General features: G+C 70.5%; 19 protein-coding genes. 6 read left to right on the forward strand and 13 right to left on the reverse strand.

Translation table 11 applies throughout. The features are described 5' to 3' along the window. Positions 1 to 4: 4 nt before the first annotated feature. From SD37_RS18265 to SD37_RS18280, 4 genes are read right to left on the reverse strand one after another with little or no spacing between them, the layout of a single operon-like run. Positions 5 to 1033 (reverse strand): hypothetical protein, encoded by a 1029-nt coding sequence (locus SD37_RS18265; protein ID WP_044853042.1) that lies wholly within the window; start codon positions 1031 to 1033, stop codon positions 5 to 7. Further along, a complete protein-coding gene (locus tag SD37_RS18270) occupies positions 1030 to 1935 on the reverse strand; it encodes a TolB family protein (protein ID WP_044853043.1) in 906 nt (301 codons plus the stop codon). The genes SD37_RS18265 and SD37_RS18270 overlap by 4 nt, the downstream gene beginning before the upstream one ends. After that, a complete protein-coding gene (locus tag SD37_RS18275) occupies positions 1932 to 3143 on the reverse strand; it encodes an MFS transporter (RefSeq protein WP_065912873.1) in 1212 nt (403 codons plus the stop codon). Before SD37_RS18275 ends, SD37_RS18270 begins: the two co-directional genes overlap by 4 nt. Before the next feature lie 15 nt (positions 3144 to 3158). Beyond that, positions 3159 to 5288, reverse strand: a complete 2130-nt coding sequence (locus tag SD37_RS18280; protein WP_044853045.1) for a metallophosphoesterase — start codon at positions 5286 to 5288, stop codon at positions 3159 to 3161. A 172-nt stretch (positions 5289 to 5460) separates the two neighbouring features. Here SD37_RS18280 and SD37_RS18285 point away from each other — a divergent pair, with 172 nt between their 5' ends. Next, positions 5461 to 6369 carry a helix-turn-helix domain-containing protein gene (locus SD37_RS18285; RefSeq protein WP_065912874.1) on the forward strand — a complete coding sequence of 303 codons (909 nt, stop codon included), beginning with the start codon at positions 5461 to 5463 and terminating at the stop codon, positions 6367 to 6369. A gap of 2 nt (positions 6370 to 6371) precedes the next feature. Here the strand turns inward: SD37_RS18285 and SD37_RS18290 are convergent, their stop codons facing one another. Then, positions 6372 to 7019 (reverse strand): TIGR03943 family putative permease subunit, encoded by a 648-nt coding sequence (locus tag SD37_RS18290; RefSeq protein ID WP_044853047.1) that lies wholly within the window; start codon positions 7017 to 7019, stop codon positions 6372 to 6374. Continuing rightward, positions 7016 to 7975: a permease gene (locus SD37_RS18295; RefSeq protein WP_145926663.1), complete on the reverse strand. Its 960-nt coding sequence runs from the start codon at positions 7973 to 7975 to the stop codon at positions 7016 to 7018. Before SD37_RS18295 ends, SD37_RS18290 begins: the two co-directional genes overlap by 4 nt. A gap of 157 nt (positions 7976 to 8132) precedes the next feature. Here SD37_RS18295 and SD37_RS18300 point away from each other — a divergent pair, with 157 nt between their 5' ends. Together SD37_RS18300 and SD37_RS18305 are read left to right on the forward strand one after the other, a co-directional pair. Beyond that, on the forward strand, positions 8133 to 9686 hold the full coding sequence (locus SD37_RS18300) for a choice-of-anchor A family protein (protein ID WP_044853048.1): 1554 nt from the start codon (positions 8133 to 8135) through the stop codon (positions 9684 to 9686). Positions 9687 to 9821: 135 nt separating this feature from the next. Next, the gene (locus SD37_RS18305) at positions 9822 to 10715 is read left to right on the forward strand and encodes a helix-turn-helix domain-containing protein (protein ID WP_236725406.1); all 894 of its coding nucleotides are present in this window, start codon (positions 9822 to 9824) and stop codon (positions 10713 to 10715) included. Between the two features lie 243 nt (positions 10716 to 10958). Here SD37_RS18305 and SD37_RS18310 read toward each other — a convergent pair whose 3' ends face one another. Together SD37_RS18310 and SD37_RS18315 are read right to left on the reverse strand one after the other, a co-directional pair. Then, the gene (locus SD37_RS18310) at positions 10959 to 11630 is read right to left on the reverse strand and encodes a GntR family transcriptional regulator (RefSeq protein ID WP_044853049.1); all 672 of its coding nucleotides are present in this window, start codon (positions 11628 to 11630) and stop codon (positions 10959 to 10961) included. Beyond that, positions 11627 to 13060: an aldehyde dehydrogenase family protein gene (locus SD37_RS18315; protein WP_065912875.1), complete on the reverse strand. Its 1434-nt coding sequence runs from the start codon at positions 13058 to 13060 to the stop codon at positions 11627 to 11629. The genes SD37_RS18310 and SD37_RS18315 overlap by 4 nt, the downstream gene beginning before the upstream one ends. 137 nt (positions 13061 to 13197) lie before the next feature. Here SD37_RS18315 and SD37_RS18320 point away from each other — a divergent pair, with 137 nt between their 5' ends. Next, positions 13198 to 14643: a GMC family oxidoreductase gene (locus tag SD37_RS18320; protein ID WP_044853051.1), complete on the forward strand. Its 1446-nt coding sequence runs from the start codon at positions 13198 to 13200 to the stop codon at positions 14641 to 14643. On the opposite strand, the gene SD37_RS18325 is transcribed toward SD37_RS18320, so the two are convergent. Genes SD37_RS18325 through SD37_RS18335 form a run of 3 tightly spaced genes read right to left on the reverse strand, consistent with a single transcriptional unit; the run spans position 14627 to position 17618 of the window. After that, the gene (locus tag SD37_RS18325) at positions 14627 to 15550 is read right to left on the reverse strand and encodes an alpha/beta hydrolase (protein ID WP_044853052.1); all 924 of its coding nucleotides are present in this window, start codon (positions 15548 to 15550) and stop codon (positions 14627 to 14629) included. The two genes, SD37_RS18320 and SD37_RS18325, sit on opposite strands and share 17 nt — an antisense overlap. Beyond that, positions 15547 to 16506, reverse strand: coding sequence for an aldo/keto reductase (locus SD37_RS18330; protein WP_044853053.1), 960 nt, complete (start codon positions 16504 to 16506; stop codon positions 15547 to 15549). The genes SD37_RS18325 and SD37_RS18330 overlap by 4 nt, the downstream gene beginning before the upstream one ends. Before the next feature lie 8 nt (positions 16507 to 16514). Further along, positions 16515 to 17618: a zinc-binding dehydrogenase gene (locus tag SD37_RS18335; protein WP_044853054.1), complete on the reverse strand. Its 1104-nt coding sequence runs from the start codon at positions 17616 to 17618 to the stop codon at positions 16515 to 16517. Positions 17619 to 17668: 50 nt separating this feature from the next. On the opposite strand from SD37_RS18335, the gene SD37_RS18340 reads away from it, so the two are divergent. Then, positions 17669 to 19048 carry an amidohydrolase gene (locus SD37_RS18340; protein WP_174567842.1) on the forward strand — a complete coding sequence of 460 codons (1380 nt, stop codon included), beginning with the start codon at positions 17669 to 17671 and terminating at the stop codon, positions 19046 to 19048. On the opposite strand, the gene SD37_RS18345 is transcribed toward SD37_RS18340, so the two are convergent. After that, positions 18965 to 19681, reverse strand: a complete 717-nt coding sequence (locus SD37_RS18345; RefSeq protein WP_044853055.1) for an SDR family NAD(P)-dependent oxidoreductase — start codon at positions 19679 to 19681, stop codon at positions 18965 to 18967. The genes SD37_RS18340 and SD37_RS18345 overlap by 84 nt on opposite strands. Positions 19682 to 19750: 69 nt before the next feature. On the opposite strand from SD37_RS18345, the gene SD37_RS18350 reads away from it, so the two are divergent. Next, the gene (locus tag SD37_RS18350) at positions 19751 to 20692 is read left to right on the forward strand and encodes an aldo/keto reductase (RefSeq protein WP_044853056.1); all 942 of its coding nucleotides are present in this window, start codon (positions 19751 to 19753) and stop codon (positions 20690 to 20692) included. Positions 20693 to 20787: 95 nt separating this feature from the next. Here SD37_RS18350 and SD37_RS18355 read toward each other — a convergent pair whose 3' ends face one another. Beyond that, positions 20788 to 21441, reverse strand: a complete 654-nt coding sequence (locus tag SD37_RS18355) for an alpha/beta fold hydrolase (protein ID WP_052675053.1) — start codon at positions 21439 to 21441, stop codon at positions 20788 to 20790. Positions 21442 to 21511 lie beyond the last annotated feature (70 nt).

A 21511-nucleotide genomic window follows, 5' to 3' on the forward strand; every position in this document is an offset into this window, starting at 1 on the left:
GCAGTCAAGCAGATGCCTCAAGCGTGCGCAGGTCCAGTACCCGCCAGGTCAGCGCCTCGTTCCCGCCCGCCGACCACCAGACGAACGGCCCCCGCGCCAGCACGGTGCCGAACTCCGCCGCCAGGTCCGCCGCCCGCCCGGTGGCGGTGTCGTACAGGACGAGCGCGCCGCGGTCGTCGTCGACCACGACGGCGAACCGGTCGAGCACGACGACGTCGCCGAACGCCGGCCGGATCCCCTTGCCGCCGACCCGCCTGCGCTCGGAGCCGTCGGGCCGCATCAGGTCGAAGCGCGCGGTCCCGCTCTGGCGCAGGACCTGGACCCGGCACCAGGACGGCGTGCAGTCGACCAGTTCGGCGCTCTGCCCGCCGACCCTCGTGACCCGGCCGTCGCGGACGTCCACGAGTTCCGAAGGCCCGGCCTGCTCGACCGCCGCCGACGTCGCGAACGGCCACGCGGTCAGCGCGAAATCGCCGGGCAGCGGCGTGACGGTCACCGGTCCGCCGGACAACGCCACCGTCCGCATCTCGGTGGCGTCGCCCCGCGTGGCCGCCCAGCCGGCCTGCTCGTCGTGCACGACGAGGTCGTACTGGGAGTCCAGGAGCACGACCCGCCCGGTGTCGGCGGTGACGAGGACGGGGTTCTCGCCGCGTGGCCCGGCGCGCCACAGTGAGCCGGTGCCGGTGATGTCGGACAGTTCGAGCCACACCAGCGCGTCCGGCGCGGTGGCGACGGCGAACCGGGGTGAACCCGACGGCGGGACCTCGCGGAGCACGCGATCTCCCACCGTCAGCCGGATCGAGTCGCTCGCCCGCGTGACCCCGGCGGAGATGCCGGGATCGAGGTACGCCAACGGCGTGTAAGGCGCTCCGGAGACCGCATGCTCGGTGATCCGCGCCCCCGGCCAGACGTCGGTGAGCGACGGGACGGCGGGAGCGGCGGGGGCGGGGTCCTGTCCGGGCAGGACCACGATCGCGACGGCCGCCAGCACCGCCAGCGCCAGGCCGAGCGGTGTGCAGTCGCGCGGGATCACCGCACCACCGCCGGGGACGAGGCGGCCGCGCGGAGGAGCGTGGGCGTGCCGGTCCCGTCGGCCGGTACCGCGTAGATCGCCTTGTCCCGGCCGTAGGCGACAGTCCTGTCGTCCAGCCACTGCGGCTGGTCGTCGAGATGGGCGGGGTCGGCGAGCGGGACGTCCCGGTCGTCCGCGAGCGAGAGCACGTGCAGCCGCCAGCGGTCGCCGTCGCGGAACTTGTAGGCGACGCGGGTGCCGTCCGGTGACAGCGACGGGCATTCGACGTTGCGCCGCAACGTGGTCAGCGTGCGGGCGCGCAGATCGCCCCGCACCAGCCAGGTACCGCCCGCCGACCTGACGGTGGCGTAGAACGTCAGGTCGTCCCTGGCGAAGGTCACTCCCCAGTAGTTCAGATCCTTGGCGGGGTAAGGCTTTCCGTCCATGATGAGGGCGAAATCCTCCAGGGAGCCGTAGTGACTGCCGGTGTCCAGGTCGAAGATTCCGGCCGTGGTGGAGAACGTGCCCACCCCGCCGAGATAGGAGTCACCGGAGCGGAACACCGTCCATCCCACGAGACGGCCGGACGGCGAGAGCCGGACCCGCGACGGCAGGCCCCATTCGGAGATCCGCCGCGGTTCGGCCCCCGGTTTCGTGACCACCAGTTCGGCCTGGTCGGGTACCGCCGTGGCACGCAGGCACGCCAGCACACCCGCGGCGACGTCGACCCGCTGACAGGAGGGGCCGACGTGGTCGTCCTGCCGCACCCGGCCCGCGTCGTCCACGTACAGCAGGCCGCCGTGGGCGAGGTCCAGCCGCTGTTCCGCCACCGCGTCGCCGGTACGCAGCCCGACGAAGACCGCCCCGGCCACCACCGTGACCACGACCGCCGCGATACCCGCCAGTGTCCGCCCCGCGATCATTTCACCCTCGTTCCGGCCAGCACCGACACCAGCAGCACGACGGCGAAGACCGCGAACGCGGGCCGCAACGCCGTCCCGGCCGCCAGCGCGCCGAACAGTACCGCGCCCGCCGCCCTGGCCACCGACTGTCCTGTTTGGACGAAAGCGAGGCCGGTGGCGCGCAAGGACTCCGGCACCAGCGGTGACGCGTGCGCCATCAGGACTCCGTCGGTGCACGCGTAGAAAACGCCGTGCGCCGCCAGGACGACCGCCGCGACCGGCCATCCGCTCACGGAGACCGCCAGGACGGCATAGGCGGCGAGGAGGACGACGTGGCCCGCGAGGAACACCTTCCAGCGTCCGACGCGGTCGGCGAGCCGTCCGATCGGCGACGCGAGCGCCATGAACGCCAGCGCCGTCGCCAAGGGCAGCAGGGGAAGCGCGCCCGGCGGCAGCCCGGCGGACCGCTGCACGCCCACGAAGAGGAACATGTCGCCGACGGTGCAGACACCGAGAAGGGCCGCGGCCAGGCAGGTTCCGCGCAGCCCGGGCCGCCGCACGAGGGCGAATCCCGCCCGCAGCCGCACCCGCGATCGCTCGACGGCCCCGGCGGGGGCGCGCACGAACACCGCCAGCACGATCACCGCGATCACGGCCAGGCAGAAGCTCACCCCGAACACCGCCGGATAGTCGCCGGCGAGCACGGTCAGCAGGCCGAACGCGACGAGCGGGCCGAGCAGCGCGCCCGCGGTGTCCATCGCGCGGTGCACGCCGAACGAGCGGCCGAGACCGGCGGCGGGGGTGGCGAGGGGGATCATCGCGTCCCGCGGCGCGGTCCGGATGCCCTTGCCCGCGCGATCGGCCCCGATCACCAGGCCGATCGCGCCGAGCGAGGACCCGGCCGCCGGGAACGCGAGTTTCGTCGCCGCCGACACGCCGTAGCCCACCAGGGCGACCGCCTTCGGCCTGCCGAGACGGTCGGCGAAGTAGCCGCCCGCCAGCCGCAACAGCGCCGTCGCGCCGGTGTAGAGCCCGTCGATCGCCCCGAGCTGCAGGTAACCGACGCCGAGCCCGTAGACGAGGTACAGGGGAAGCACGGCCGTGACCATCTCGGCGGACAGGTCCGTGATCAGGCTGACCACGCCCAGGGCGACCACGGTGGCGGGCACCGACCCCGCCCGGCTCGCGGGCCGGGCGGGGTCGGTGGAACGGACGGTGGAGAGATACATGTCAGGCCTTCCGGGCTAACCGGCGACGCGGATGTCGTCGACCGCGGCTTCCCACAGCGACGCGGTGCTCGCGTCGGCGGCTTCGACCAGCAGCCGGACACCGCGCCCGGCGAACGACGACAGATCGGCCGTCGCGGTCTGCCAGACGCCCGCGACCTCGGTCGCGGAGCCGGTCTTCTCGAACACCGTCGCCGGCGTGGTGCCGTCGAGTACGCGGATCCGCAGGTAGTCGGCGGAGGTCGCGTTGTCGCCGTGCGCGAAGGTGTAGGAGAAGGTCAGCTTCCCGCCCGCGGGCACGGTGAACAGCGGGGAGGTCATCGACGAGACGCCTCCGTCGAGGTCGTTGACGCCGTACTCCGACCCAGCCAGCCGCCCGGTGACCAGGCAGTTCGCGCCGCTGGTGGTGTCGCCGCGCTGTTTGACCTGGTTGCTGTAGGTCGAGGTGGTCTGCTCAGGATCGCCACGTTCCCACCGGCCCGCGGTGGCGGTGTCGGATCCGGCCGCGTCGAGCCGCCAGCCCTTGTCGGTCTCGAAGTCGTCGGCGAAGGCTTCACCCCCCGCCGCGCCCACACTCACCGAGAGAGCCGCGGTGTGGGTGACCGAACCCGAGGACCCGGTGATCGTGGCGGTCGCCGTACCGGACGCGGCCTCCGACGCGGACAGGGCCAGCGTTGCCGTCACACTGCCGTTGGCGGGCGGCGTGACCGTCGACGGGGAGAGCGTCCCGGCCACGCCCGAAGGCAGGCCCGACACCGAAAGCGCGGTGGCCGAGGAGAAACCGCCCGTGCTGCCGACGGTCACCGTCACCGACGCCGTCCCGCCCGGTTTCACCGAGACCGACACCGGGTCGGCGCCGACCGAGAAACCGGGGGAGGAGACGGCCTTCTTGCATTTCCCCGTCGCGGTGTCGGTGAAGGTGCGGCCCGACACGGGCACGAAGTCACTGCGGTAGTCGGTCGCGGTCAGCGTCAGCTTGCCGACGCCGAAGGTGTTGGTGTTACCCGCTTCCTGCACGGCGGCCGAAGACTGGTCGAAGTTGTAGTAACCCCGGCCGCCGGTGCCGATCAGTACCTCACGGACGCCGTTCACGTCGTCGCGGGTGCCGTCCGGCCGCGACGGCGCGTACCGCTGGTAGTTGTGGTCGTGGCCGACGATGACCAGGTCCGCTTTCGCGTCGTAGAGCGTCTGGAAGAACGGGGTCACCGACGAGTCGTCGCCGTGGGTGCCGCGGCTGAACCGCGGGTGATGGAAGAACGCGGCCGTACAGGGTTTGGTGCTCGCCGCCAGATCGTTCTTCAGCCAGGTCACCTGCGCCGATCCGGCGGTGCGGGTGATGTTGGAGTTGAGCGCGACGAAATGCCAGTCACCGACGTCGAAGCTGTAATAGCCCTTGCCGCGTTCACCGGCCCGCGTGCCGAAGTAGTCGAAGTACCCCGAGGCGCCCGAGGTGTTGTATTCGTGGTTGCCGGGCGTCGGGTAGGTGATCGCCTTGAACTGGCCGTAGTTCGGGTCGTAGTTGTTCTTGTACTCGGTCAGGGTGCCGGAGCTGTAGGCGTTGTCCCCGGCCAGGATCAGCGCCTGCGGGTTCATGTTCTTGACCAGCGGCGCGGTCTGGTTGCACGAAGATCCGCAGACGTCGCCGACCGCGGCGACGGTCGTGGTCGCCGCGGCGAGCGGCCGGTCGCCCGCCTGGTAGGCGTCGATGACGAAGCGGCTGGCGGGATCGGCGAGGGCGGCCGAAACCCGGACACAGTCGCCTTCGAAGGCGCGGGTGTGGAACGCCTTGCCGGGCCAATGCCGCGCGGTGAGCGTGAACGAACCGGCCCTGCTACCGGTCAACGTCACCGAATCGTTGCCGCGTAAGGAAAGTTCGGTGAACCGCACGCGGAGCCACTGTGCGCCGGGGGCGCAGACCGACCGGGCGGACGCGGCCACGGTGGAGGTGCCGCCACCGGACACCGAGGCGGGACCGGCGGTGACGCCCGTTTCGGTCAGTTGCGGGACTTCGTCGGCCAGCGTGGGTACGGCGGGCGGCGGGGTCCCGCCCGCCTGGGGGTGTGCGGCGACCAGGAAGGCCCCGGCCGCCAGGGTGGAGGTCGCGACGGCGAGCGTCCGGCGGCGCCATCGTCTTGTCGTTGAGCGCATGGGGAATCCTCTTCGGTCATTGACGGGAGGAGGTGCGATTCCGAATTCGATTTCGACCCTAATCACGGCCGGAGGACGGTCAACGAAAAGTCGCGAGGGACGCTGGATAACTCTGAACGGCGCCCGGTTCACCGACGAAAGTCGGGCGTTCCGGACGGTACGCTGCGCCTTCATGACGAGTCTCGCTCCGGCGGAATTCGGCGCCGCCCTGCGCGCCGCGATCGAACGCAGCGGGCTGAGTCTCAACGAGATCAGCCGCCGATTGCGCGACCAGGAGACGCCGGTGAGCGTCAGCGCGCTGAGTTATTGGCAGAATGGTGAGAACCGGCCGGAACGGGCCAGTTCACTCGCCGCGCTCACCGCGCTGGAAACCATTCTCGGCCAGCGGCCGGAAACCCTGACCGGATTGCTCGGTCCCCGGCGGCCCCGCGGCCGCTGGACCCTTCGTGGCGGCGCGGCCCTGCCCTACGACCAGGTTTGGCGGCGGCCCGAGGAGGTGGCGCGCGCACTGGCCAAAATGGCGGTGACCCCGGACGAGCTGGACACCCCGCACCGGCTCTCGCAATTCCTTTCCTACCGCGTCGACGGTGACGGACATCAGGAATCGATCCGGGTCCGGCGGCTGATCCGCGCCGATCACGACGGCACCTCGCGCTTCGTGTTCGTGAACCGGTGTACCAGTATCACGCGGCCGCCCGTGGTGCTGTTCACCGAAGGCTGCCGTCCGGCGCGGTTCCGCGCGGACGTCCCGTCGTCGACGTGCGTCTTCGAATTCGCCCTCGACCGCACACTGGCCGCGGGAGAACTCGCCGTCGTGGAATTCGGGGTGCGGTTCCCGCCGGGACAGGCCAAGAGGCAAGTGCAGATCGCGCTCTACCGGCCGGCGCGCGATGTCGCGGTGCAGGTCACCTTCGATCCGGGGCGGGTGCCGGAGTGGTGCGCCGGGGTCTTCCGGCCGCGCGGCACCCAGCCACCCGAGGAGCGCTGCGAGGCGACTTTCGACCGCGACACCAGCACGTTCCAGTTCATCACCCTCGACCCGCTGCCCGGCCAGTACGGCATCCAGTGGAGCTGGACCTAGACCTATTCATAGGGACGTTCGGGCGCGGCCACCGGCGTGACGGCTTCGACCTTCAGGTACGGGATACGTTCGCCGTTGACGGCGTCCACCACGGAACCCGGTCGGAAGGTGCCGGTGACCTCGATCCAGGTGTCGGGTTCGGCCGGGACGCGGCCGTCCAGGACGACCTTCACCGGCCGCCCGTCGGCGGCGCAGCAGGTCAGGATCATCCGGACCAGCAGAGCCGCGCCGTCTGGGCCGGTGGCGGTGAAACCCGTGAGCACCACTCGTCGCGCACCGAGGGAGCGGCCCTCGTCGAACACCGCGCGCGAGGCGTAGTCCAGGATGGTCACCTTCACCGGGTCGCCGTCGGGCAGCGGCGGGTACTCGTCGGACCGGGTCAGCGCCGTGCCCGCGTTGCCCGCCGCGTAACTGCCGAGGGGTGGCGGGGCGACCAGCAGCAGTGCCAGCACCGGGAGCGGCAGCAGCCAGGCCACCTTCGGATGCCGGTGGCGGTTCGTGGCCGCCAGCACCAGCACGAGGACGCCGGACGCGAGCAGGAACGGCCACAATCCTTCCTTGACGTAACGCAGGTAGTGGCCGGTCAGGCAGACCTTGACCACGGCCACGCCCAGCAGGAGCAGGACGACGGTCGCCGCGGTGCGGTTCACCAGAGCACCGTGCCGGTGACGGCCGCGCAGCCGAGCGCGACGACGAACGTGGCCGGGGCGAACCGGACGGCGAACCGCCTGCCGAAGGTGCCGGCCTGCATGGCGAACAGTTTCAGGTCGACCATCGGCCCGACCACCAGGAACGCCAGGCGGGCGGTGAGGGAGAACTGGGTCAGCGACGCCGCCACGAAGGCGTCCGCCTCGGAGCAGATCGACAGCAGGACCGCCAGCACGGCGAGCGCGAGGACGCTGAGGACCGGGTCGTCCGCGACCGCCTGGAGCCAGCGGCCGGGGATCAGGACGTTGAGCGTGGCGGCCGCCAGGGCGCCGACGACGAGGAACCCGCCCGCGTGTACCAGATCGTGCCCCGCCGCGCCGGTGAACGCCCGCCACCGCGGGCCGCCGGGGGAGTGGTCGGGCAGCTTGATCCATTCGGTGCGGCCGAGGCCGAGCCAGAGCCAGCCCATGACGACCGAGGCGGCGAGGCCAGCCGCCGCCCTGGCGAAGACCATCGACGGCCGATCCGGGAAGGCGATCGCCGTGGCGGCCAGCACGACCGGGTTGAGGGCCGGGGCGGCGAGCAGGAACGCCAGCGCCGCGGCAGGCGTGATCCCCTTGCGCACCAGGGCACCGGCGACCGGGACCGAACCGCATTCGCAGCCCGGCAGCACCATTCCGGTCGCCGCGGCCGCCGGGACCGCGAGGGCGGGATGTTTCGGAAGCGCCTTCGCGAAGAATTCCCTCGGAACGAAAACCGCGATCGCGGCGGAAAGGGTCACGCCGAAGACGAGGAACGGAACGGCCTGGAGCACGACGGAAACGAAGACCGTGGTCCAGGTCTGCACGATCGGTGTCCCGAGGACGGCGTCGAGCGGGCCCCGGGCGAGCAGAACGACAACGAGAAGGCCCGCGAGCACTTCCACCGAACCGACGCGCCTGTCCACTTCGGTCTGCACCGGACCGACTCTAGGGTTTCCGCGTTCCACCAGGAATTTCCTTCTCTGGACAACGCTGGACGACCACGATCGGGGTGGGTTACCCGCCTCGCCCGGTCGGGGGTATTTCGGGATTTCGATTGTGTCCGGCGCTACGGTGGGCACAAGAATCGCCCCCATGCGTGCAAGGCGGTTCGCCTCGATTTCTGCCGGTGCCGCCGCGGCGGTGTGCGTGGCGGCCCTGGTGGTCGCCGATGGAGCGGTCGCCGCTCCCTTACCGGGCGGCCTCGGGCCGTGTGTCGGCCCCGCCTGCCCGGACAAATACCCGCCGGTGAACAACCAGGACTACGCGGGCCGGGACAATGGCATCAATGTCTTCGTCGGCGGCGAATTCCAGGTACGCGAAGCGGCGGCGGAAGCCGAAGGACGCGTCGTCGTCCTCGGTGATTTCGACATGGCGAAACGAGCCGGTGCGTCCTCTGTGTACAACGTCGGTGTCGCCGGGGTCGGTTCCCGGGTCCCGCCGCCGGATGGCGCGGACTTCCTGACCGCCGGCGGGGACGTGAGCATCGCGGCGGAGCAGCGGCTGCTCGCCGAGGGCGGGGTCGTCCGGCACGCGGGAACCGCCACCGGGACGGTGATCGGCACGCTCAAAAAGGATCCCGACGCGGCGAAGCCCTATCTGAGCCTGCGTGAGGATCTCCGGGTGGCGAGCCAGTGTTACGCACGGGAGAACGCCACCCCGCGGCCCGCGACGGGCACGGCGGTCAACGAGGGATACCGCACCCTGTTCACCGGGGACGGGAAATCCGCGCTGCAGGTGTTCACCGTGGACTTCGACCTGACCGCCCGCAACGGCGGTATGCAGGGAATCGAGTTCCAGGGCATCCCGGCCGGGGCGACGGTCCTGGTCAACCTGGTGGGCGCGGCCCGGACGATCAACACCTACACCGGCGACCTCGGCGACCAGGACCCGCTGAACAAGCTGCGCGAACGGCTCCTGTGGAACTTCCCGGACGCCACGAAGGTCAAGATCGCGGGCGGTGCCCAGTTCCAGGGAAGTGTGCTGATCGGCGAGCCGGGGAGCACCGCGACGGTCACCGCGTCCGGGATGAACGGCCGCTTCTTCACCACGGGTTCGCTGGTGCACACCTCCGAGGCGACCGGCGGTGGCGGGCAGGAGTTCCACGCCTATCCGTTCAACGGTGACCTGCCCGAATGCGGGACCACGCCGACCACGACACCGAGCAGTTCGACCTCTTCGTCGTCTTCGTCGCCCAGTTCCACCAGCCCGACCAGCACCACGACCACTTCGTCGAGTCCGACGAGCAGCAGCACCACGACCACTTCGTCGAGCCCGACGAGCAGCAGCACCACGACCAGTTCGTCGAGCCCGACGAGCACCAGTTCGACCGTGACCACTTCATCGAGCCCGACGAGCAGCACCACTTCGAGCAAGACATCTTCGACTACGACCGCCACCAGCAGTGCTGTTTCGAGTACTACCTCGACCAGCAGCAGCTCGAGCACCGCCCCGGTTCCAGGGGTGACGACCAGCGCCACCCCAGGGCAGCCGGGCGCGACCACGCCGGGCGGCGGGCCGTCCGACAGCGGCCCGCTGGCCTCGACCGGCAGCGAGGTCCGGGGCCTGCTCGCCCCCGGTCTGTTCCTGCTGATCCTCGGCGGCGCGCTGGTCGCGGTCACCATCCGGTCGAGGCGCCGCGAGTCCTAGAAGACTCCGGTCTCGTGAGTGGTAATGACGGTTCTAACCCTCATTACCACTCACGAGCCCGCTGGACCGACCCTGAGACCGGACCAGGGAAAAGCCCGGATGTCGGCGGTGCCGCCCGCTTCTAACCTCATGATCATGATCCGACGGATACTCCTGGCCCTCCTCGCGGGGGCGGCGGTCTGCCTCGTGCCGTGGACCGTCTACCTCGCGCACACCCTGCCCGACCGGTACGACACCGGGCAGTGGCGCGCGGCCTGGGTCGGATTCGACATCGCCCTCCTGCTCTGTTTCGCGGCCGGTGCGTGGCTCGGGATGCGCCGCCGCCGCGCGGCCGTCCCGCTGCTGTCGGCCACCGCCGCGCTGTTGTGCTGCGACGCGTGGTTCGACGTCATCCTCGGCTGGACGTCGGACGAGCGGTGGGCCAGCGTCGCGCTCGCCGCCCTGGTCGAGATCCCGGTCGCCGTCGTCCTGGCACTCGCCGCACGGCGGCTGTTGAGCGACACGACACCCCAGCGGACGGTGACGTTGCGGGACATCGCGATGCGGGAGGACCCTCGATACCAGCGGGTGACGCGCGTGCTCCCGGCCACCGCAGAACAGGTGGCGCGAGCCACCGGTCTCCAGCAGGCGGAAGTCGAGGCGTGCCTGAAAACCTTGCAGGACAACGGTTTCGTGCGCCGTGACCGAAAAGGGAAGTGGATCTCGCTTCCGCAGGACCTGCGTGAGCCGAGGCCCGAGGACTACGACGGCGAGGAGCGGGAGCGGGTCGCCGCGTTCCTCGACGCGAAGTACGAGAACGAGATCGCCCTGCTGTCCTGGGCCGCGACACATCGCGACGAGTTCGGCCCGTGGGCGACGGCCCAGCGCACATCGACACGGCTGACCGAAGAGGAATTCCGCGAACTGGACGCCGAATATCGCGAGCTGATCGCGCGGTACTGCCAACGCCGACGGCGCCCGGCGGCGGGCGAGCAGGAACTTTCCGTGCGGTTCTACGCCTTCCCGCTGCCCGAGGCCGTCCCTGCTTGATTGCGGCGTCCCTCGTGAGTGGTAATGACGGTTAGAGCCAAGGGTGTTTTAGGTACCTACCGGGGTAGGTTCGTCGGCGGCTGGCCGTGAAGGCCTCCTTGAGGGACTCAGGGTCCCTCAAGGAGGCCTTCACGGCCAGTTCGCACTATCGCCACCGGGCTCAGTGGCACCACCAGTCACAGCGGTAGCGCGTGAAGGCCCCCTTCCCTCGGCTCAGCCGAGGAAACTCGACCATCATGTACTTCACGAGGACCGCCAGGCCAGGAAGGTCTCCAGCGTCGTCAGCCGGTGCTCCCGCACGGCCAGTTCGATCTCCCCGGCCGGCGCGCTCCGGTCGAACAGGTCGAGGATCTTCTGGTGCTCCAGCACGGATTCGTGCGCGCGGCCGGGCACGAAGCTGAACGTCGACGTGCGCAGCCCGGCCAGCCGGTTCCAGCCGCGGTTGACCAGGTCGAGCACCTGCGGGTTGGGACAGGTGCCGAACAGGACGCGGTGGAAGTCGCGGTTCAGCGCGGTGAACCGCGACGGCTCGAAATTGTCCAGGCAGGCGGTCAGTTCCGCGTTGAGTCCCTTGGCCTCTTCGAGTGCCGCGCCGGGCAGGGACGGCGCCGCCAGCGCGGCGGCGTAGCCCTCGACCAGGGCGAGCGTCTGCATGGTGTGCTGGTAGTCGCTCTCGTCGGCCATCGCGACCTGCGCGCCGATGTTGTGCTCGTAGGTCACCAGCCCCTCGGCCTCCAGCCGCCGCACCGCCTCGCGTACGGGCACGGTGCTGACCCCGAGTTCCTGCGCGATCTGCCCGAACACGAGGCGGTAACCGGGGGAGAAGGTGCCGTCGTCGATCCGCGCCTTGAGCCAGTGATAGGCGATCTGCGACTTGCTCTTCGCGATCCCGTTCACCGCGTCGCCCGCGGTCACGAGTAGTGCAGCCAGACGGATTTGGTCTCGGTGTACGCGTCGATCGCCCACGGTCCCATCTCGCGGCCCCAGCCCGATGCCTTGTACCCGCCCCACGGCGCGGCCATGTCGGGGATCGGCGGCATGTTGACGAACACCGCGCCCGCCCGGATGCCGTTGGCGAACCGGTGCGCGACACCGAGGTCGCGGGTCCACACGGTGGCCGCGAGCCCGTATTCGGTGTCGTTCGCCCGCGCCAGCAATTCGTCCGGGTCGTCGTAAGCGGTGACGGCGAGGACCGGCCCGAAGATCTCCTCGCGCATGATCGTCATGTCGTCGGCGACCCCGGCGAACAGCGTCGGCGAGTAGAAGTAGCCCTCGCGATCGACGGCCTGGCCGCCGGTGACCAGGTCCGCGCCTTGCTCGCGACCGGTCGAGACGAGGAAGTCCACGTGCTCGCGGTGCTTCGCGGACACGAGCGGCCCGAGCTGGGTCGACTCGTCCAGCCCCGGCCCGAGCTTGAGGCCTTCGAGCCCGGCGGCCAGTTTGGCGACGAACTCCTGTTCGCGTTTGCGGTCCACGAAGAACCGGGTGTACGCGGCACAGACCTGCCCGCTGTTCAGCGTCGCGCCCGCGAGGTTGCCCGCGACGGCGGCGTCGATGTCGGCGTCACCGGCGATGATGCTGGGCGCCTTGCCGCCGAGTTCGAGGGTCAGCCGTTTGAGATTCGACTCCGCGCTGGCCGCGGTGATCAGCTTCCCGACCGCGGTCGACCCGGTGTAGGACAGGTGGTCGACGTCGTGGTGCCCGCTCAGGAGCGCGCCCACCGCCCCGTCGCCGGTGACCAGGTTTACCACGCCGGGCGGGAACCCGGCCTCGTGCACCAGTTCCACCAGCCGGATGCTGGTCAGCGGCGTGACCTCGCTGGGCTTGATCACCACGGTGTTCCCGGTGGCCAGTGCGGGCGCGAGCTTCCACACCAGGATCATCAGCGGGAAGTTCCACGGCGTGATCAGCGCGTTGACCCCGACCGGTTCGCGGCGGGGGTAGTGCAGCGTGTCCGGGAAGGACACCGGGTTCGTGGTGCCCTGGATCTTCGTCACCCAGCCCGCGAAGTACCGCAGATGCTCGGCCGCGCCGGTGACGCTGACCTGGCGGGAGATGCCGATCGGCTGCCCCTGGTCACGGGTTTCGAGGGTGGCCAGTTCCTCGTGGTGCTCGTCGACCAGCGACGCCAGCTTGAACAGCAGCGCGGCCCGCTGGACCGGGAGCAGGCCCGCCCAGGCGGGGTCGTCCAGTGCCTTCCGGGCGGCACCGACGGCGGCGTCGACGTCGGCGGCCGACGCGGTGCCGACCTCCTCGATCACCTGGCCGGTGGCCGGATCGTACGTCGGCAGGGATCCGCCTCCGGCGGCGGTCCACTGTCCGTCGATGAACAGGCGTGTGGCCATGGCTAGCTCCTCCTCGACCGGTGTGCGATCGAGTATCGGGCGCCACGCGCTCCCCGGTCTTGCCCGCCAGGGCACGCCGATTGTCGGCCAGCGAACCGAATCCGCCGGACGTCCGTCCGCCTTGCGAGGGTGGGGACATGGACGTCATCGTGGTGGGAGCGGGTTCGGCCGGATCGGTGGTCGCCAGGAGACTGGCCGACGCCGGGGTGTGGGTCACCCTGCTCGAAGCGGGCGGGCCGGACGGCAACCCGGCCATTCACGACCCGTCGCGGGCCGGGGAGCTGTGGCACGGCCCGGAGGACTGGGACTACTACACCGTGCCGCAGCCGCACGCGGCGAACCGGCGGCTGCACCTGCCGCGCGGGAAGGTGCTCGGCGGGTCGCATTCGCTCAACGCGATGATCTGGGTGCGCGGCGCCCCCGCCGACTACGACGGCTGGGAACTGCCCGGCTGGCGGTGGGACGACGTGCGCCCGGTGTTCGAGCGGATCGAGAAGGATCTGCTCGACGTCGTGCCGAACGAGCCGCTGCATCCGATCCAGCGGTCCATTGTGGACGCGGCGACGCAGATCGGGCTGCCGTTCAACCTGGACTACAACAGCGGCGAACTCGACGGCGTCTCGGTGCAGCGGGTCACCACCCGGGACGGCAAACGGCTCAACACCTGGCTCGCCTACGGGCGGCCCGCCGCCGAGCGGATGACCGTCCACACGGGAGCGCTCGTCCACCGGTTGCTCTTCGAGGGCGACAAGGTGACCGGTGTGCTGGCCGAGGTGGACGGCGAACTGCGCAAGGTCTTCGCCGACGAGGTCGTCCTCGCCGCCGGCGCGCTGGCGTCACCGGCGATCCTGCTGCGCAGCGGGGTCGGCCCGGTCGACGAACTGGAGGTACACGGCATCGACGTCGTCGCGGAGCTGCCGGGAGTCGGGAAGAACCTGCACGACCACCTGCTCTCCCCGGTCATCTTCGCCACCGACCGTCGCCAGGTCGACCCGCCCGCCCCCGGCCGCTCGGTCACGCAGACCCATCTGTTCTGGCGCAGCCGTCCCGGTCTGCCGGTGCCCGACACTCAGCCGATCCACTTCAGCGTGCCGATGTACGAATCGTGGATGACCGGTCCGGAGACCGGTTTCTCGCTGATGGCGGGCATGGTCACGCCGCGCAGCCGGGGGAGCCTGCGGCTTTCCGGGCCGAGTCCGCTCGACGAGCCGCTGATCGACCTCGCCGCGCTGGAGGATCCGGCCGATTTCGAGAGCCTGGTCGCGTCGGTGGAGCAGTGCCGGGAGATCGGCCGCGCGTCCGCGCTGGCCGACGACTGGGGTGCCCGCGAGCTGTACCCGGGGCCGGAGGCGGAGGTCCGCGAGTACGTCCGGCGGACCGCGATCACCTATCACCACCAGGTCGGGACCTGCCGGATGGGCACCGACGAGAACTCGGTGGTCGACCCGGAACTCGCCGTGCACGGGATCGGCGGGCTCCGGATCGCCGACGCGTCGGTGCTGCCGCGGGTGACCACGGGCAACACCAACGCGCCGGCGGTGCTCGTCGGCGAGCAGGCCGCCCGGTTCATGCTCGGCCGATGACGCGGCGCAGCCAGGAGGCCCGGGCGGCGAGCGCGGCCCGGGTCACCTCGCTGTCCGGCGCGATCCGGTCGAAACCGTGGTACGCGCCCGCCCATACGTGCAGTTCGGTGGGCACACCCGCGCGCCAGAGGCGGCGGGCGTAGTCGACGTCCTCGTCACGGAAGATCTCGGCCGCGCCGACCTCGATGAAGGCGGGCGGCAGCCCGGTGAGATCCTCCGCGGTGGCCGGGACCGCGTACGGCGAGGTCTGTCCATTGAGGAGCGATCGCCAGCCGAACTCGTTGGCTTCCCGCCCCCAGACTCCGCGTTCGGCGAATTCCACTGTGGACGCCGAATCGTTGGCGCTGTCGATCATCGGGCACAACAGCAGCTGACCGGCCAGCGCCGGACCGCCGCGATCCCGGGCCAGCAAGGCGATCCCCGCGCTGAGCCCACCGCCCGCGCTGCCGCCGCCGACGATCAGTTTCGCCGGGTCGAAACCGAGTTCACCGGCGTTCCCGGCCATCCAGGTCAAACCCGCGTAGCAGTCTTCGATCGGCGCCGGATGCGGGTGTTCGGGTGCGAGCCGGTAGTCCACGGTGACCGCGACGAAGCCGAACTCCTCGACCAGGGCGACCATCCGGGGCAGGTCGGCGAACCGGTCGTCCAGCACCATGCCGCCGCCGTGGATGTTGTAGAACCCCGGCGCGTCCCGGGCATTCCGAGGCTTGACCACGGTGACGACCACGTCGGTACCGGGGACCTCGTGATCTTCCCAGACGAGATCCCGGTCGCCGATCGCCTCGGCACAGGTCAGGTTCCCGTCGGCCATCGCCCGCCGGACGGCCGGCAGCGATTCGGCGCTCAACGGAGGCCCGGCGGGCAGCCCGGTCAGGGCCTCGGCGAGTTCTGGATCGAAGGCCGTCACGGTCCCTCCGGATCGACGACGCCCCGGTCCGCCCAGTACGGCTCGACCAGTTCGCGCAGCTTCTCCGCGCCCACCCGCTCGACGAGATCGACCGCGCCGAGATTGTCCTTGAGCTGCCCGGTGCTGGTCGCGCCGAAGAGCGTGGTCGTGTTGGCCGGATGGGTGAGCGTGAAGGCCAGGCACAGCTGCGCCGGTGTCGCACCCAGTTCGGTCGCGATCTTCGCCAGTTCCGGAGCGGAGGCCGCGATGCGCTCGCGGATGTCGCCGGGGTCGCGGCCGACCTGGCGGGCGCCGCTGTTCTTGCCCAGCAGGATGCCGCCCTCGAAGATGTCCGACGACTGGAGGGTCACCCCGAGTTCGCCGAACACCTTCTTGAACGGCTCACCGTCCGGAATGGACCTTCGTGCGACGCTGTACTTCAGTTGCGCGATGGCGGGCCCGGGTACGTTCTCCGCCGCGGCGAAGTCGTGCAGGGCGCGGATCGTGGAGGCGGACCAGTTGTTCACGCCCCACTGCCGGATGAGCCCGGCCTCACGGAGTTCGTTCAAGTCCAGGACCAGCCGGTGCAGATCGGTGTCGTCGCGCCGGAGATCGCCCAGTACCACCAGATCGGCGTGCTCGACCCCCGCGCGGAACAGCGCGTTGTCCAGCTGATCGCGGAGGTTGTGCTCCGGATAGCCCTCCAGCCAGAGCTTGGCCGAGAGCAGGTAGTCCTCGCGCTTGAGCCCGGCCGCGCGGACCATCGCGGAGAACAACACGTCGGTGAAAACCGGTGTGCTGCCGGGGAAACCGTAGACGCCGACGTCGAAGAGCGTGATCCCGGAGTCGACCGCGGTGCGGATCAGGGTCACCGCCTCGCGGAAGTCCATCCGGTCGTAGGTGTGCCAGGAACCGAGCGAGAGCACGCCGGTGAGCGGGCCGTCCCGGCCGATGCGGCGCTGGGGGATGACGGGCATGAGGACTCCTAGGGGAGGCGGGGATCGATGACGGCCTTGAGTTCGCCGAGCCGCGACATCGACTTGACGCTCCGCGATGCTTGGGAAAGACCGACGGGCGGGCTGAAGAGTTCGTCCCAGGGCAGCCGGTCGGCGAACGTGCGGAAGAAGTCCACCGAGCGGTGATAGTCGGCGATGTCGCCGTTGAGTGACCCGACGACCGTGAGTTCCTTGCCCATCACCGTGCCCAAGGCCACCGGAGAGGGCGCGGGGCCGGTGGAACCGACGATCGCGATCGTCCCGCGCTGCGCGGCGAAGGCGACCGCCTCTTCGCCGACGGTGGGGCCGCCCGCGAAATCGAAGACGTGATCGGCGCCGCGGCCGCCGGTGAGCTCCTTGACCCGTTCGACGCGGTCTTCGACGCTGCCGTCGACCGGGATCGTCGCGGTGGCCCCGAACCGGCCGGCCGTCTTCAGCCGGTCGGCGGGTCCGCCGATGGTGATCACCTCGCCCGCGCCGGAGATCCGCGCGACGGCCGTGGCGAACACCCCGAGCGCGCCGGCGCCCTGGACCACGACCGTCGCACCGGGACGGATCCCGCCCGAGCGGGCGACCGCCCGCAGCACGGTTTTGCCCGCACAGCCGGACATCGAGGCCCAGGTGTCCTTGACGTCGTCCGGGAGCAGGAGCTTGGCCGCGCCCGGGGTCACGTAGCAATACCGGACGAGACCGCCGGTGGCGTAAGGGAAGACGTCCGAACGCTGAAGGAAGCCGTACCCGCGCTTCTCGCAGGCGACCGGTTCGCGCAGGATCGTGCAGCCGTGACACTTCCCGCACGTCGACTCGGACCAGCCGATCCGGTCACCCTCGGCGATCTCACGGCCGAGAGCGTCGGTGGTGCCCGGGCCGACGGCCACCACTTCGCCGACCATTTCGTGTCCCAGCACCATCGGCAGCATGCCGGGGAAGGTCATCTGACCCGACCAGAGGTGCACATCGGTGCCGCACAACGTGGCGCAGGTGATCCGGACCAGCGCGGCACCGGGCTCCGGTTCTTCCGGCAGCGGTAGTTCCCGCAAGGTGAGCGGGGAGCCGTGTTCGGTGAGCACCGCCGCTTCGGTTCTGTCGACCATCTTTTTAGTCTACAGTCGTAGGAGAAAAAGTCCAGATCCTGGAGGAAACCATGGCGTCGCACCGTATTCGTCCCGCATCGCTCGTGGTTCGCGACGGTCCCGTGCTCACCTTCGATCCGGCGGGAACCGTCGTGCGGGCGATGGCGGTGCGCGAGGGCCGGATCGTCGCCCTCGGCGATGTCGCCTTGGACCACATCGGCCCGGACACCGAGGTGATCGACCTCGCTGGCCGGAGCGTCTTGCCCGGTATCAACGATTCACACCTCCACGCGACCTGGCTCGGCGCCCGGTGGCCGGACACGCTCATCGGTGGCGCGGGTTTCACCGGCGGCCAGGAGAAGACCGTGCGCACCACGGCGGAGCGGCGTGCCGCCATCCTGCGCGCGGGGGACCTGTGCGCGTCGCTCGGCATCACGAGTTACACCGAACCCGGCCTCGGCCCGGGCGAGACGGGCTGCTTCGGAGCCGAGGTGCTGGTGGACTACGCGGCACTGGCCGCGGAAGGACTTCTGCGTGCGCGGGTGACGGTGCTGCGGCTGTTCGGCCTGCTCGACGGCGCCAGTTCGCTGGCGGACTTCGAACGCGGACTGGCGACGCCGGTGCCGATCGCGGATCCCTTGTGGCTCGCCGTGCCCGGCGTGAAGATCTTCGCCGACGGCATCCCGCCGATGCGGTCCGCGTGGACGCATCATTGCTACGCCGACGGTTCGCACGGCGCGCTGCTCGTCGACGGCGACGACGATCCGGACCGGGCGGGCAACCTCGCCGCGATGATCCGCCTCGCCCACGACGCCGGGATGGTCGTCGCCGTGCACGCCACCGGGGATCGCAGTATCGAGGCCGCGCTCGGGACGCTGCGCCGGGGTGACCATGTGGTGCACGGCGACCTGGTGACCACGGAGCAGCTGGCGCGGATGGCGTCGGCGGGAGTCGGCCTGACCACGCAACCCGCGATCGCGGAGGCGATGCGGGGAATGCTGGCCGAAGCCCTCGGTGCCGGGATCGCCGCGCGTGCGTGGCCCTTGGCGGAGATGCTGGACTCGGGTGTCCCGCTGACCTTGAGCAGTGACGCGCCGGTGGTCACCCCGGACTGGCGGGTGCATCTCGCCGCCGCCGCCCGGATGCTGGAGGTGTCCGAAGTGGACGAACGGCTGATGACCAGGCTGCTGCGCTGTTACACGACCGCGGCCGCGGAGCAGGACGGCGCTGCGGGCTGGAAGGGATCCCTGACCGTGGGGCACGTCGCCGACTTCTGCGTGCTGGCGGCGAATCCGCTCGAAGTCGCGTTCGCGGACCTGCCGGACGTCGGTGTCGAACTCACCGTGTCCGGCGGCCGCGTCGTGTACTCAGGTGAGCAGCTGCCCGCCGTCGACCTGCAGGCTCACCCCGGTGAGATGGCCGGCGTCGGCGGAGGCGAGGAACAGGACTGACGGCACCACGTCGGCGACGGAAGCGATGGTTCCCAGCGGGATCCTCGCTTCCCACGCCGCGCGGGCGGCGGTGTCCGAGGCGAATCCCGCGGTCATCGGGGTGAGGACCGGGCCGGGTGCGACGGCGTTGACCCGGATGCCGTGCGGCGCGAGTTCGAGCGCGGCCGAGCGGGTGAGGGCCTCGACCGCGGCCTTGGTGGCCTCGTAATGGCCGAGGCCGGGCGTCGGCTGGCGGGCGCCGATGGAGGTGATGTTGACGATCACGCCGCGGGTGCCCGTCTCGACCATCCGCGCGCCGACCGCGCGGGTCATCAGGAAGGTGCCCCGGAAGTTGACCCGCATGCACAGGTCGAAGACGCCGATGTCCAGTCCCACCAACGGCCCGCCACCTCCCGCGAGACCGGCGTTGTTGACCAGGACCTCCACCGGGCCGAACCGGCCGGTGACCAGCGTCAGCGCCGCGTCGACCGAGCCCGGGTCGGAGATGTCGAGTTCGACGTGCTCCGCACCGAGTTCGCGCGCCAGGTCGTGGGCCGCGCGGGCGTCGACGTCGGCGATGACCACGCGATCGCCCGCGGACTGGAAGGCTTCGGCGACGCCACGGCCGATGCCGCTGGCGCCACCGGTCACCATGACAAGTCTCTTGTTCATTCTACGATCGTAGACTAAAACTGGTTTCCGTTGCCAGCGAAAGGAAATCTCGTGGACGAGAAGCAGAACCGGCTGGGCTTCGCCACTTCGGCGCTGGGCCTGGGATCCTGGAACACCTGGGACCGCATGGACTTCGGCGACGCGGTATCCCTGATCCGGCGCGCGGTCGACGCCGGGGTCACGCTGTTCGACGTGGCCCACTACGACATGGGGCCGCATGCCGAACAGTCGCGCACGGATCTCCTGTTCGGAGAGGCCGTCCGAGCCGCGGGGATCTCACGCGGCGAGTACCAGCTGTGCGGGAAGCTCTGGCTCTGGGACTACCCGAACACCGGTTTCGCCGAGCAGCTCGCGACGTCTTTCGACCGTGTCGGCGTCGACCGCGCGGAAGCGGTCGTAGTCGGCGATTATTTCGAGCGGCCGGACATCCCGCGGATCGTCACCGAGGTGGCCGAACAGATCCGGCTCGGCCGCTTCGACGTCTGGGGCGTCAACAACTGGATCGCCTCGGACCTCGACCAGGCGCTGGACTTCGCCGCCCGCGAAGGCCTCCCGGCGCCGGCGTTCGCGCAGCTGAAGTACAGCGTGGCGCGGCGCTCGATGGCCGAAGGTTCCTTCTACGGAAAGCATTTCGCGGCCGGACGGCTGGCCTTGCAGGCTTCGGACGTGTTCGAGGGCGGCGTGCTGCTCGGCAAGACGCCGGATCGGAAGATCGGCGCGGACCCGGGCGGCATCCGCGACGCGATCCGAGACGCCGCCTCCCGTGTCGCCCAGGTGGCCGGGGAGTTCGGGGTGAGCCCTTCCCGGCTGGCGATCGCGTTCTGCCTCGCGTACGGGCCGGTGGCGAACGTGCTGTTCGGGGTGAGCCGCCTTGAGCAACTGGAGGACAACTTGGGCGCTGTCGCGTTGGCTTCCGAGCACGGTGCGGAGGTGCGGGCCGCGCTGGAGGACCTTTGGCTGGACCGCGGTGTCGCCGCCGATGGGACGCTCTGACCGGCCGCGGGAGTGTCATGAGGGGTCCCCATGGGACAAATTTCGTCCTATGGGGACCCCTCATGACACTTGGCGACACCGCAGGCAGCCGGACCCTAACCGAGGAACTCCAGCACGGCCGCCTTGAACTCCGGACTCCGCAGAGCGCCGCCGTGATCCCCGGGCACCCGTACGAGACCGGCCCCCGGGACCAGCCCGGCCAGCGTCTCGATGCCCTGGCTCACCGGATCGTCCACGCCCGCCACGAACAGGGTCGGCACCGTGACGGCTCCGGCCACGGGCGCGAACGGCTCCTGGCGCAGGTCCTCGATGCACCGCGCCAGCGCGGCGGGATTACGGCCCGGCGCGGTGATCATGTGCGCGATCATGGCGGTCAGCGGGTCGGCAGGGGTCTTCCCGCCTTCCGCGAAGGCCATCGCGGCCACGACGTCGACGGCACCGAACGGTTCGAACGGGCTCACCCCGGCCAGCACCAGCCGCCGCACCGGGGCCTGTGCGGGAAGTTCCCAAGCGAGCCGCGCGCCCAGCGAATAGCCCACGACGTCCACTTCGGACAGACTCGAGACGAGCCGTGACAGTTCGGCGGTGATCGCCTTGGCTCCCTGCGAGCCACCGGTCGCCGGGCTGGAGCCATGGCCGGGTAGATCGGGCACGAGCACTTCGCGGCCCGCGGCGGTGAGCGCGGCGGGCCAGCCGGTGGTGATCCAGTCGGTGTGCCCGTCGGAGGCGAAGCCGTGCACCAGCAGCACCGGCGGCCCGGAGACGGTTTCGGGGGAGAAACGGCGCACGGTCAAGGAAGTGTTCACAGACAAGGAGATC

The organism is Amycolatopsis orientalis, from assembly GCF_000943515.2.
Lineage (GTDB): Bacteria > Actinomycetota > Actinomycetes > Mycobacteriales > Pseudonocardiaceae > Amycolatopsis > Amycolatopsis orientalis.

What these genes read in the sequence shown, in the direction of transcription:
- SD37_RS18270 (WP_044853043.1), bottom strand. Translation starts at nt 1,935, where the DNA reads ATGATCGCGGGGCGGACACTGGCGGGTATCGCGGCGGTCGTGGTCACG.
- SD37_RS18275 (WP_065912873.1), bottom strand. Translation starts at nt 3,143, where the DNA reads ATGTATCTCTCCACCGTCCGTTCCACCGACCCCGCCCGGCCCGCGAGC.
- SD37_RS18280 (WP_044853045.1), bottom strand. Translation starts at nt 5,288, where the DNA reads ATGCGCTCAACGACAAGACGATGGCGCCGCCGGACGCTCGCCGTCGCG.
- SD37_RS18285 (WP_065912874.1), top strand. Translation starts at nt 5,461, where the DNA reads ATGACGAGTCTCGCTCCGGCGGAATTCGGCGCCGCCCTGCGCGCCGCG.
- SD37_RS18300 (WP_044853048.1), top strand. Translation starts at nt 8,133, where the DNA reads ATGCGTGCAAGGCGGTTCGCCTCGATTTCTGCCGGTGCCGCCGCGGCG.
- SD37_RS18305 (WP_236725406.1), top strand. Translation starts at nt 9,822, where the DNA reads ATGATCCGACGGATACTCCTGGCCCTCCTCGCGGGGGCGGCGGTCTGC.
- SD37_RS18315 (WP_065912875.1), bottom strand. Translation starts at nt 13,060, where the DNA reads ATGGCCACACGCCTGTTCATCGACGGACAGTGGACCGCCGCCGGAGGC.
- SD37_RS18320 (WP_044853051.1), top strand. Translation starts at nt 13,198, where the DNA reads ATGGACGTCATCGTGGTGGGAGCGGGTTCGGCCGGATCGGTGGTCGCC.
- SD37_RS18330 (WP_044853053.1), bottom strand. Translation starts at nt 16,506, where the DNA reads ATGCCCGTCATCCCCCAGCGCCGCATCGGCCGGGACGGCCCGCTCACC.
- SD37_RS18335 (WP_044853054.1), bottom strand. Translation starts at nt 17,618, where the DNA reads ATGGTCGACAGAACCGAAGCGGCGGTGCTCACCGAACACGGCTCCCCG.
- SD37_RS18340 (WP_174567842.1), top strand. Translation starts at nt 17,669, where the DNA reads ATGGCGTCGCACCGTATTCGTCCCGCATCGCTCGTGGTTCGCGACGGT.
- SD37_RS18345 (WP_044853055.1), bottom strand. Translation starts at nt 19,681, where the DNA reads ATGGTGACCGGTGGCGCCAGCGGCATCGGCCGTGGCGTCGCCGAAGCC.